Source organism: Eubacterium sp. 1001713B170207_170306_E7 (assembly GCF_015547515.1).
In the GTDB taxonomy this organism is placed as follows: domain Bacteria; phylum Bacillota; class Clostridia; order Eubacteriales; family Eubacteriaceae; genus Eubacterium.
In genome coordinates, this window is record NZ_JADMVE010000002.1 from 288,965 (window position 1) to 301,119 (window position 12,155).

10 protein-coding genes are annotated in these 12,155 nt (G+C 49.8%); 9 read left to right on the plus strand and 1 reads right to left on the minus strand.

The annotated features are described in order from the left end of the window. Positions 1-25: 25 nt before the first annotated feature. Entirely contained in the window at positions 26-454 is a 429-nt protein-coding gene (locus tag I2B62_RS06665; protein WP_195268209.1) for a CBS domain-containing protein, read from the minus strand. Positions 455-887: 433 nt separating this feature from the next. Here I2B62_RS06665 and cdaA point away from each other — a divergent pair, with 433 nt between their 5' ends. The 9 genes from cdaA to I2B62_RS06710 all read left to right on the plus strand — a co-directional run bounded on the left by cdaA (position 888) and on the right by I2B62_RS06710 (position 12,146). Beyond that, complete coding sequence (gene cdaA, locus I2B62_RS06670) at positions 888-1,769, plus strand: diadenylate cyclase CdaA (RefSeq protein ID WP_195268210.1); 882 nt, start codon at positions 888-890, stop codon at positions 1,767-1,769. Next, the gene (locus I2B62_RS06675; RefSeq protein WP_243259442.1) at positions 1,729-2,952 is read left to right on the plus strand and encodes a CdaR family protein; all 1,224 of its coding nucleotides are present in this window, start codon (positions 1,729-1,731) and stop codon (positions 2,950-2,952) included. Before cdaA ends, I2B62_RS06675 begins: the two co-directional genes overlap by 41 nt. A gap of 205 nt (positions 2,953-3,157) precedes the next feature. After that, a complete protein-coding gene (serC, locus tag I2B62_RS06680; protein WP_195268212.1) occupies positions 3,158-4,246 on the plus strand; it encodes a 3-phosphoserine/phosphohydroxythreonine transaminase in 1,089 nt (362 codons plus the stop codon). A 182-nt stretch (positions 4,247-4,428) separates the two neighbouring features. After that, positions 4,429-5,598 carry a phosphoglycerate dehydrogenase gene (locus I2B62_RS06685; RefSeq protein ID WP_195268213.1) on the plus strand — a complete coding sequence of 390 codons (1,170 nt, stop codon included), beginning with the start codon at positions 4,429-4,431 and terminating at the stop codon, positions 5,596-5,598. A gap of 18 nt (positions 5,599-5,616) precedes the next feature. Then, on the plus strand, positions 5,617-6,858 hold the full coding sequence (locus I2B62_RS06690) for a DUF1015 family protein (RefSeq protein WP_195268214.1): 1,242 nt from the start codon (positions 5,617-5,619) through the stop codon (positions 6,856-6,858). Between the two features lie 30 nt (positions 6,859-6,888). Further along, positions 6,889-8,094, plus strand: coding sequence for a cation:dicarboxylase symporter family transporter (locus I2B62_RS06695; protein ID WP_195268215.1), 1,206 nt, complete (start codon positions 6,889-6,891; stop codon positions 8,092-8,094). 140 nt (positions 8,095-8,234) lie between these two features. Continuing rightward, positions 8,235-9,605, plus strand: coding sequence for a nucleobase:cation symporter-2 family protein (locus I2B62_RS06700; RefSeq protein ID WP_195268216.1), 1,371 nt, complete (start codon positions 8,235-8,237; stop codon positions 9,603-9,605). Positions 9,606-9,735: 130 nt separating this feature from the next. After that, positions 9,736-10,461 (plus strand): ABC transporter ATP-binding protein, encoded by a 726-nt coding sequence (locus I2B62_RS06705; RefSeq protein ID WP_195268217.1) that lies wholly within the window; start codon positions 9,736-9,738, stop codon positions 10,459-10,461. Continuing rightward, positions 10,458-12,146 (plus strand): hypothetical protein, encoded by a 1,689-nt coding sequence (locus I2B62_RS06710; RefSeq protein WP_195268218.1) that lies wholly within the window; start codon positions 10,458-10,460, stop codon positions 12,144-12,146. The genes I2B62_RS06705 and I2B62_RS06710 overlap by 4 nt, the downstream gene beginning before the upstream one ends. Positions 12,147-12,155: the final 9 nt, after the last annotated feature.

Below are 12,155 nucleotides of genomic sequence, written 5' to 3' on the forward strand. Positions count from 1 at the left end.
GGGGACGGATTTTTAATTGGAGACGCTACCCTTCAAGGGAGGTGCCGGTCTCCTTGAGATAATTCAATAGCTCTTTAATCAGCTCCTGACGGCGCAAAATACCGATAAACACGTTCTGGTCATCGACCAGCGGGACAAAATTCTGGTGGGTGGCCATTTCAAGAATGGTCTCAAAGGAATCATCGACCCGTCCAGCCTCAGCCTTTGTTTTGAAATCAATGTCCTTAACGGTAAAGTCCTTCAGGGTGATCTCGGGGTGCTCCAGGCTCAGAGCCAGTGTGCGCAGAAGATCGCCCTCGGAAATGGTACCCACATACTGGCCGCGCCTGTTAATGACCGGCATGGCTGTGTAGCTGTTTTTCAGAAACAGGTCATAGGCTTCATCGAAGGATTGATGGTTATATAAAAAAATGACGTCACTTTTGGGGATCAGATAAAAAAGATGATTTTTCATAGAAGTGCTCCTTTGCTTCAATCAAAAAATTAAAACCGGTTCCATATCTTTGTACGATGGAACCGGTTTTAATTTTTTGGTTCAGTTTGCATTTCTGGTGGTCTCACCCCTTTCCTGTGGATTTTATCAATTCACTCGGATAGATTCTTTTTCAAATAAAGTATGATGAACTTACCAGTATACCTCGACTGCGAGATTGTGGCTTCTAATTCTTTTATTTGACGTTCGCTACAATACTGTAGAAACACTTAAAGTAATCTTCTCTGTAATTGATTATGATATTATTATACCACGTTTCCCAAATTTGTAAACGTTATTTTTGTAAAGAAGTGTATCAAAATTGTAAAATGAAAAAAACTTGTTCGAATGCGGTTATAACTTAAGATAAAATAGTGTATAATAAATGCATACTACATATGGGGATAACAACGGTATGGAAGAACTACGTTTATATATACAATCGAGAATAACAATCAGCAGCGTCATCGAAGTTATCATTATTACTTTTTTAATATACAAGGTTTTGATGTGGATACGCGGTACCCAGGCAGAGCAGGTGGCAAAGGGAATCATTATTTTATTGATTCTGTCCCCACTTAGCAACTGGCTGGGTTTTGCGACGTTGAACTACTTAATTAACAGCATGTTTACCTTTGCGTTCATTATTTTTGTGGTGGTGTTTCAGCCCGAACTGCGCTCCGCCCTCGAACAGCTGGGAAATAATAAAGCCTTTAAGCAGGTTTTCAGGAAAACCAAACGCGATAAGGACAGGATACTGAGCGATATTGGTGAGATCAGGCAGGCTGTGGGAAACCTCTCAAAGGAGCGGATCGGCGCGCTGATCGTCTGCGAGATGAACACCGGGCTCAACAACATTGTGGATACGGGCATCGAGCTGGACTCAGATATCAGCCAGGAGCTCATTGAGAATATTTTCACGCCGAACAGGCCGCTGCACGACGGTGCCATGGTGGTGAAGCTCTGGGCCAACCAGATCCGGGCCGCGGGCTGTCTGCTGCCTCTATCCGACAACCGTTATCTGGGCAGTGAGCTGGGAACCAGACACCGGGCTGGCCTTGGAATCTCGGAAAAATCCGATGCCATTACCATTATCGTTTCAGAAGAAACGGGCACCATTTCATATACGGAAAAAGGGACGCTGACCCGGAATATGACACCGGAGATGGTGGAGCAGCTCCTGACAGACCGTTTTATGGCAAAGGATGACGAAAATGACAGTGAAAAAGGATTCTTTAAATTCCGAGGGAAAAAAGATGGCAACGAAGAAGACAAAGAAACAGATATCGATCAATGAAAAAACCATAAGGCTGCTGAGCTCAGCGGTCCTGGCCATTATCCTCTGGCTGTTCATCAACGGGAACAGCAATGATATTGTGCCCCAGGATATCAACGCAATTCCAGTCACCTTTACAAATATTGAAACGCTGCAGGAAAAACACCTGGTGCTGGAGGATAACCGGAATTATTATGTGAATCTGCGCGTGCAGGGCACTGATCGGAGCCTCCAGGAAATCAATACCAATGAGATCACCGCAGAGGTCGATTTAAAGGACATTGATAAAAAAGGTGAGTACAACCCTGAGATTGTAATTAAGGGGCTGTCCAATTCCGTTATTCTGAAGGAGGTCAACCCAAGTACGCTTCATCTGGTGGTGGACAATGTTATCGAGTCTGAAAAAGATGTGGAGGTCGTTACCCAGGGTAAGCCGGGGAATGACAATGCGGTTATTTCAGCTACCAGCACGGATAAGGTTCAGGTAACCGGCGCGGAAGACCGCATCGCAGCCATTGATAAAATCGCGGTTACAGCCAATGTGAACGGCCTGACAGAGGATACCTCCAGAATGCTGGAGGTGACGCCCTACGATAAGGATGGAAACATCGTCAGTGGCGTTGAATGTGAACCGGATGTTGTCCGCGTCAATATCGAGGTGGGCAAGACAAAGTCTGTGAGCATCACCCCGCCGACAACGACAGGCAGTCCTCAGTCTGGCTACAAGGTAACCAGCGTGACCGTTGACCCGACCCAGAAGATGGTCGGCGCCAAGCAGGAGGTGCTGGACACCATTCAGAACATTCAGATTGATCCGGTAGATGTTTCAGGAGCCAATAAAGCTGTGACCAAGGAGGTCGCGCTGAAGCTGCCAGACGGCGCCTCTTTTCTGGATAACGGTGACAAGGCCACGGTCACTGTCAATATCGAGCCGATTATTGAAAAGAGCTTTACGATCAGCAGTATTGAAACCCGCAACGTGGGCCAGGGGTTCACTGCCGCCAAGGTAAAGGATTCTTCGGTGGTGGTAAAGCTGAGCGGTACGGCTACCGAGCTCAACAAGCTGACCGCAGATAATATTAAGGCCTTTGTCGATCTGAACGGTCTGGGAAAGGGCGACCAGGAGGTCGTTATTCAGATATCCCTCCCCACCGACCAGATTAAGAGTATTACGCCAGCCCGCACAACGGTCACCATTGAATAAAAAAAGTAAAAAGATCGGCGCCGATCAGCGCCGGTCTTTTTGGATTTTATAAGGATTAAAGCTTGTAAATCTGCAAAGGTTTTAATATGGATTTAACAGGAATATTGATTACTTTATCTTGAAAAAGGAGAGCGGTTAATTTATAATTAGTTAATGCACCTAAAATGATGCTAAAATCATACCAAATTTTTAGGAGGAATTTATAGTGGAAAGAGTTTACAATTTTTCTGCCGGTCCATCTGCTTTGCCGGTAGAAGTGCTTGAAAAAGCCGCAGCAGAAATGCTCAACTATGGTGGAACCGGAATGTCTGTCATGGAAATGAGCCACCGCTCTGCTGCATTTGCTCAAATTTTGGCTGACGCCAAAGCGTTGTATAAGGAATTGATGGGCGTGCCGGACAATTACGACATCCTGTTTTTACAGGGCGGCGGTTCTACACAGTTCGCCATGATCCCGTTAAACCTGATGACAAACACCGGCAAGGCGGACTTTGTGATCACGGGCAACTGGGCGAAAAAAGCCTTCCAGGAAGCCGGACGTTATGGTGACGCTCAGGCGGTTGCGTCCTCTGCGGATAAGACCTTTTCTTATATCCCGAAGCTGGACGCCTCAACCTTCAGAAAAGATGCGGATTACTTCTACATCTGCGTGAACAACACCATTTACGGAACGCGCTTCAGACCGGACAATCTGCCGGAAACAGGTGATGTGCCGTTGATCGCGGACATGTCTTCCAATATTTTGTCTGAAGTGTATGATGTGTCTAAGTTTGGCCTGATCTTTGCAGGCGCTCAGAAAAATATGGGACCGGCCGGCGTGGTTGCGGTGATTATCCGCAAAGACCTCGTTGGACACGCAATGGACATGACCCCAACCATGTTAAATTATCAGACACATGTGGACGCAGACTCCTGCTACAACACCCCGCCGTGCTATGGTATTTATATCTGCAAGCTCGTTTATGACTGGGTAAAAGCACAGGGCGGCGTTGCAGCCATGGAAGCCTTTAACAAAGAAAAATCCGCGAAATTATATGATTTCCTGGATAACAGCGCCATGTTCAAGGGGACGGTTGTTGCGGAAGACCGCTCGTTAATGAACGTGCCTTTTGTCACCGGCAACGAAGAACTGGACGCCAAATTTGTTAAGGAAGCCAAAGCGGCCGGCCTTGAAAACCTGAAGGGCCACCGTACAGTCGGCGGCATGCGCGCCAGCATTTACAACGCAATGCCAATGGCAGGCGTCGACGCACTCATCGACTTCATGAAGAAGTTTGAAATGGAAAACAAATAGGCAAAACAAAGCAAGGATATGGAATTTTTGAAAAATCGGCAATCCTTATAAGAACATTCATTGACAGCACGCTGAGCACCGGCGCCCGTTTTGCAGGCGCACCAAATACTGCGTGTAGTAAAGCCTGGGTAGTGTCGAAGTAGGCCAGGATTTGCTGCAGCTGAATTGAAAGGTAATTACAAATGAATTTTGAAGTACAAACCCTCAATAATATCTCTAAAAGAGGTCTTAAGTTATTAGATGAAAACTACACCGTTGCAGATGCTGTAGAAGCACCTGATGCCATTCTCGTGAGAAGTGCCAAAATGCACGATATGGACATTCCTGAGAGCGTTAAGTTTATCGGCCGCGCAGGCGCGGGCGTTAACAATATCCCAATCGATAAATGCTCTGAACAGGGGATTGTGGTCTGTAATTCTCCGGGAGCCAACGCCAACGCAGTTAAAGAGCTGGTGGCGCTGGGGATGCTGATGTCCTCCCGTAAGGTAGTGGACGGCGTCGAATGGACAAAGACACTGCTGGATGAAGCCGGCGATGTCGGAGCAGCGGTGGAAAAGGGAAAGAAGGCCTTTGTCGGGCCGGAATTGTACGGTAAAAAAATGGGCGTTGTCGGCCTGGGCGCTATCGGGGTACTGGTAGCCAACATGGCAGTAGATTTTGGTATGAAGGTCTACGGCTTCGACCCCTACTTATCCATTGAACACGCTTGGGGATTAAGCAGAAAAGTAAAAAGGTCCACAAGCAAGGAAGCAATCTTTAAAAATTGCGACTATATTTCCTTACATATACCCTTCATGGAAGAAACCAAGAACTTTGTGGACGCAGACATTTTAAAAGAAACGAAAAAAGGCCTGCGCCTCATGAATTTTGCCCGCGGTGGTCTGGTTGACGACGCAGCCATCAAAACTGCGCTTGAAGACGGAACCGTTGCCGCATATGTTGTGGATTTCCCAAATGAAGAAACCTTAAAGATGCCAAATGTGATCAACATTCCGCATCTCGGTGCCTCCACACCGGAAAGTGAAGAAAACTGCGCGGTTATGGCTGTAGAAGAACTGCGCGAATACCTCGAAAATGGTAACATTGTAAACTCTGTAAACTATCCAAACTGCAGCATGGGTGTATGCAGGAGCGTACACCGCATCACCGTCAATCACCGAAACATTCCGAACATGATCGGTCAGATCACTGCTGTGCTCGCGGGACACAACATTAATATTTCTGACATGACCAACAAAAACCGAGGTGAATGGGCGTATACCATGATCGACGTCGACAGCGAAGTGGGCGATAACGTGAAAGAAGCGTTAAAAACCATTGAAGGCGTCACCCGCGTCCGTGTTTTAAAATAAGGATAAGGAGAACGCGATATGGCAACTATCAGACCCTTTAAAGCCGTTCGTCCTGTTCCGGAAAAAGCCGCTGATGTGGCAGCTCTTCCTTACGATGTCTATAATCGTGAGGAAGCGGCTGCTGCCGTTTACGGCAAGTACGACTCTTTTCTGAGAGTTGACCGTCCGGAGAGTACCCTGGATCACCGCATGAATATGTACGATCCCTTTGTATATGAGCAGGCAGCCAAGAACCTTCAGAAGCTGTATGACCGTAAGGTCATTGCCCAGGATGAAACGCCGAGCCTTTATCTTTATGAGCTGGTTATGGACGGCAGAAGCCAGGCTGGCCTGGTCACCTGCACGGCCATCGACGAGTATCTGAACAACACCATTAAAAAACACGAGCTTACCCGTGAAGACAAGGAGCAGGACCGCATTAAGCATGTGGACGCCTGTAACGCCAACACGGGCCCTATCTTCCTGACCTACCGCGGACAGGAGGACATCAACGGCGTGATTGCCGAAACCATGAAAAACAAACCGGTAGTTGACTTTACAGCCGACGACGGCGTCATTCACCGAGTCTGGGTCATCGACGACGAGGAAACCATTAACCGTCTGGTTGAGGATTTCAAAAAAGTCGGTAATTTTTACATCGCCGACGGACACCACCGCTGCGCTTCTGCCGTGAAGGTGGGCCTTATGCGCCGCGAGGAGCACCCGGATTATACCGGTGACGAAGAATTTAATTATTTCCTGTCTGTACTGTTTCCGGATGAACAGCTTGCCATCATGGACTACAACCGTGTGGTGAAGGATCTGAACGGCATGACCGCTGATGCGTTCATCGCCGCGCTGGAAAATCAGTTTGACGTGGAGGATAAGGGGACAGAGCCGGTCCGCCCGCCTGCTAAGGGCACCTTTGGGATGTTCCTTGAGGGCAGATGGTATCTGCTGACCGCCAAAGAAGGCACTTATGCTGCCGACGACCCGGTTGGCAGCCTGGACGTGGCGATTTTACAGAATAATATTCTGGTACCCATTTTAGGCATTGAGGATATCCGTACCGATAAGCGCATTGACTTTGTCGGCGGTATCCGGGGCCTTGGCGAGCTTGAGCGCCGTGTGGGCGAGGATATGAAGGTGGCTTTTTCAATGTATCCCACCGCCATTTCTGAGCTCATGGCCATTGCGGACGCTGATCTGCTCATGCCACCAAAATCCACCTGGTTTGAACCCAAACTCCGCAGCGGGCTCTTTATCCATAACCTGGATTAGGAAAACGCTCGAGGAGGTTTATCAACCATTATGGGGAAAATCAATTTAGGCATCTTGCCGAAGCTTTTGCTGGGGATTCTGATCGGGATACTGGTCGGGTCCCTCGGCAATCTTTTTAATGTAAGCGGTGCGCCGGCCTTTCGCCTGGTCATCGAGCTTGCAGCGACATTTACCGCGCTGTTCAGCACCTTTTTACAATTTTTGATCCCGCTTCTGATCGTCTCCTTTGTGGCAGTCGGTCTGGCAGATCTTGGCCAGAAGGCCAACAAACTTTTTCTTGTTACGCTGCTTTTGGCTTACTGCTCTACGGTGCTTGCAGGCCTGCTGGCGTATTTTTTTGGATACGCCGTTCTCCCGCAGTGGATCAGTCCCATCAGCAGTATGAATACCAGCGGAACGGATTTTTCACCCTTGTTTACCATCAGCGTTGATCCGGTGTTTGGTGTTATGACCGCGCTGATCCTGGCCTTTGTGCTGGGAATCGGTCTGGCGAATATCAAGGGGGAGGGCTTGTTGGGCTGTCTGAAGGATTTACAGCAGATTATTACCCTCACGTTAAAAAAGATCATTATCCCGCTCATTCCGGTTTATATCGCCACGCAGTTTTCCGGTATCGCCGCGTCGGGAGAGCTTTTTTCAACCATCAGGATGTTTATTATGCTTTTTGTTATGATTCTTGTTTTCCAGTGGGTTTATCTTCTTGTCCAGTTTGGTCTCTCGTCGCTTTTGGCGGGAGAAAACCAGTTCAAAAAGATCAAAAATATCATTCCAGCCTATTTTACCGCGCTGGGGACCCAGTCGTCAGCGGCTACCATTCCGGTTAACCTGGAATGCGTCTATAAAAACAGGGTCACTAAGGACGTGGCGGATTTTTGTATTCCGCTGTGCGCCACCATTCACCTGGCGGGCGACACAGTCTGTCTGGTGCTGGGCACCATGGGCATTATGCTGGCCAGCGGAATGTCGCCGGATTTTGGCCTTTACCTGCCGTTTATTCTGATGCTGGGCGTTACCATGGTGGCGGCTCCGGGCGTTCCGGGCGGCGGTGTCATGGCGGCTCTTGGCATTATCGGCTCCATGCTTGGCTTTACTGAAAGCATGCAGTCGCTTATTATTTCACTGCACTTTTCCCAGGACAGCTTTGGAACAGCAGCGAACATTATGGGAGATCAGGCCATCGCCTTTGTGGTAGACGCTGTGGATCAGAAGCACAGTGAAAAGCAGGTGAAGACCTGAAAGCGAAAACCTGTGGGCGCATCGTCGGTGCGCCTGCGGGTTTTTTAGATTTTTGGAGAGACTTTGCCAAGATTTTCTTGAAACAGCCGCTCATATCCGCTATACTTACTAGGTTACTGAAACTTACAAGGAGAAATGAAATGAAGGAAAAAGAAAATGTAACGGCCAGTGTCGGCAATATCTTTAAGCTTGACGGCCGTGTACCGGTATCAAAGGCCATTCCCTTTGGCGTACAGCATGTACTGGCCATGTTTGTGGCCAATATCGCGCCAATCCTCATCGTGGCTAACGTGGCGGGGCTCAGCGAGGACCAGAAGGCCATGCTGGTGCAGAACGCCATGTTTATCGCCGGGATTGGAACCCTGGTGCAGCTTTATCCGCTGTGGCGGCTGGGAGCCCGCCTGCCCATTGTCATGGGCATCAGCTTTACTTTTGTCACCATTCTGAGCTATGTTTCGGCTACCTACGGCTATGCGGCCGCCATGGGGGCGGTGCTTGTCGGCGGCCTGATCGAGGGGACGCTGGGGATTTTCGCTAAATACTGGCGCCGGATTATCTCGCCCATCGTGGCGGCCTGTGTGGTCACCTCGATCGGGTTCTCTCTGCTGATTGTGGGCGCGACCTCCTTTGGCGGGGGCAGCGGCAGCGCGACCTTTGGCTCAGCCCAGAACCTGATCTTGGGAAGTGTGACACTGGTGTGCTGCCTGCTGTTCAATATTTTTGCGAAATCCTACTGGAAGCAGCTGTCTGTGCTGTTCGGCCTGGTGGTCGGCTATATTCTCGCGGTCTTTATGGGCGCGGTGGATTTTTCGGATATGAGCAGTGTGGGCGTGATCGCTCTGCCGCAGTTCATGCCCTTTGTGCCAGAGTTTAATCCGGGCGCCATCATCGCTGTGACGCTGATCTTTCTGGTTTCAGCGACTGAAACCATTGGCGATACCTCGGCCATGACAGTGACCGGACTGGGCAGAGATGTGACGGACCGTGAAATATCCGGCTCGCTGGCCTGCGATGGTTATATGAGCGCTATCTCTTCGCTGTTTGGCTGTATGCCCATTACCTCCTTCAGCCAGAATGTCGGCCTGATCGCCATGACGAGGGTGGTCAACCGCTTTACCATCATGACCGGCGCCTGTGTGATGATTCTGGCCGGGCTGGTGCCTGTGGTGGGCAAGCTTTTTGCCACCCTGCCCGAGGCGGTGCTGGGCGGCTGTACGATCATGATGTTTGGTACCATTGTGGTCAGCGGGATTCAGATGATTACCCGCTGCGGCTTTAACCAGCGCAATACCATCATTGTGGCCCTGTCCCTGAGTGTGGGCATCGGCTTTACCGAGGTGCCGGAGATTTTCAGTATCTTCCCTCAGATGGTTCAGCAGGTGTTTGCCAATAACTGCGTGGCCATTGTCTTTGTGGTCGCCATTGTCCTGAACCTGGTACTGCCAAAGGACATGGAGCTGAAAGCCCCTGTGGAAAACAGCGGAGAGAATCCGGAAACCGCAGCTGAATAGAAAAATCCCTCTGCCGGAGAATAAGGCGGAGGGATTTTTTTAATCTTTATCATTTCTTTAAACTTTATAAAAGCTAACCAAAAGGGTAGCGATTATAATAGGGATAACAAATCAAAAGGAGTGACCTGAAATGCTAAGGATTGACAATGTTTCAAAAACCTATGGCGACAAAAAAATAAAAGCCGTTGACAATATTCACTTTGAGGTGAAGCCGGGGGAAATTTTCGGCTTTGTGGGCCCCAATGGCGCGGGCAAGACCACGACCATCAAAATGATCGTGACCCTGCTGAGACCGGACAATGGCCGGATTTTTATCAATGGTGTGGACAACAGCCAGGATATTATGGGCGCTAAGCAGCAGTTCAGCTATGTGCCGGATAACCCGGAGCTTTTTGAAAAGATCAAGGGGATCGAGTATCTGAATTTTATGGCTGACGTTTACCAGGTATCGGAGGCGGACCGGGTGGCCCGGGCGGAACGGTACCTGAAAATTTTTGAGCTCGACAAAGCAGTGGGCGACCCCATCAGCTCCTACTCTCATGGAATGAAGCAGAAAATCGCCCTGATCGGTGCGCTGATCCACGACCCGAATCTCTTTGTGCTTGACGAGCCCATGGTTGGGCTGGACCCCAAGGCGTCCTTTGAGCTGAAAAAGATCATGCGGGAAATGTGTGACCGCGGAAAATCGGTGTTTTTCTCCACCCATGTGCTGGATGTCGCCGAAAAGCTCTGCGACCGGATCGCCATCATCAACAAAGGACAGATCATCGAGATCGGTACCATGGATGAAATCCGGGCGAAGGTGGGCAGCAGGGAATCACTGGAAAATATCTTCCTGGAGTTGACGGAAAAATGAAAGAAATCATCGGTTTAACCAAACTTTTTATCAATACCAATCTGGGCCTGTCCCTGATCCGGTATAACCGTAAAAACAATAAAAAGGCCTTTTTTAAGCAGGTTGGGCTGCCGGCCCTGGTCCTGGTGGCGATGCTGCCGCTTTACGGCTTATACGTGGCCTATATGGCCATGATGTACACGGGGATGGTCGCCATCGGCCAGGAATCAGTCCTGCTGCCCATGGCCTATACGCTCGTCTCAGTGGTCATCATTTTCTTTGGGCTCGCCTATATTATGGCGGAGTTTTATTTTTCCGGCGGGGTCGAAATGCTGCTGCCGCTGCCCATCAAGCCGAGGAACATCATCATTGGTAAATTCGGCAGTATTATTTTTATGGAGGTACTGCTGTCCGCGGCGATGATGCTGCCTCCGGCGGTGGTTTACGGCATGGGCCAGGGAATGGGGATCCTCTATTATATGCTGGCGCTGATCGTCATCATTATCCTGCCGATTCTGCCGCTGGCCCTTGAAACCCTGCTGATTATGCTGCTGATGCGCAGCAACAGCTTTAAAGGCAAGAAGGATGTTTTTCAGATTGTGGCTCTCTTTGCGGTGCTGGCCTTTTTCTTAGGCTTGCAGATGTACCTGTCGCGTGCGGCTGGCAGCAGCGACAATCCCATGGATATGGTCAACAGCATGCTGGCGGACAATGGTTATCTGCTCAAAAGTATTATCAGTGTATACCCGGTCAGCCTGCTGGTGGCTCAGAGCCTGAACAGCATAACGCTGACAGGCATGCTCAGCCTGCTGGGGCTGGTGGCCCTCACTGCGGCGGCCTTTGTCCTGATGGTTTTTGTGGGGGAACGGGTCTATGTGAAGGGGCTGATCTCGGGAAAGGAAAGCGGCAAGGGCAAAAAGGCCCTGTCTGCAACGAAGCTGCAAAAAGCTTTGGCTCACCGGTCGGCTCCGGCGCTGGCAGTGTTCAAAATGGATATGCGGCTTCTGCTGAGGACACCGATTTACTTTTTTAATAATGTATCGGTCGTGGTGGTGGTGCCGCTGGTATTTCTGATGTCCATGTTTTTCGGAAGATCCGGCGGTATGGATATTATGGCTCTGGCCTCAGGCTTTTATACGGCTGCGCCCGATGCCGTGAACCTGATTTTAATTGCGGTTTTCATGTTTTTCGGGAGCGTGGCCTGCACCACGGCCTCAACCTTTTCCAGGGAAGGCAAAAATATCTGGCTGACCTGTATTGTGCCGGTACGCCCGCTGGACCAGATGATCGGGCGCGGGCTGAGCGCGCTCTGTATCCAGCTTCTGGGCATTGTCTTTACGCTGATCCTGATGGCCTTTATCATGCCCCTGCCCCTTGGTACCGTGATCTTTTCGCTGGTGCTTGGAACCATTGGCTCCTTCCCGCTGCTGGCCTTTGGCCTGATCGTGGACATGATGCGTCCGCTGCTCAACTGGGACAACCCGCAGAAGGCGGTCAAGAACAACATGAATGTCATGATCGCCATGATGGTGGGCTGGGTCTATATGCTCCTGATCCTGGGAATCTCCGCCGCGGCTGGCCTTTTCATCGCGCCGGCTCTCGGCTATGGTATTTTCATGACGGTATCCATTGTTATCAGTGCTTTGCTGCTGCTGGTGGTTAAAAAGCACCTGGAAGAGCGTATGCAGATGATGGAGGTGGAATAAGGAGGATTA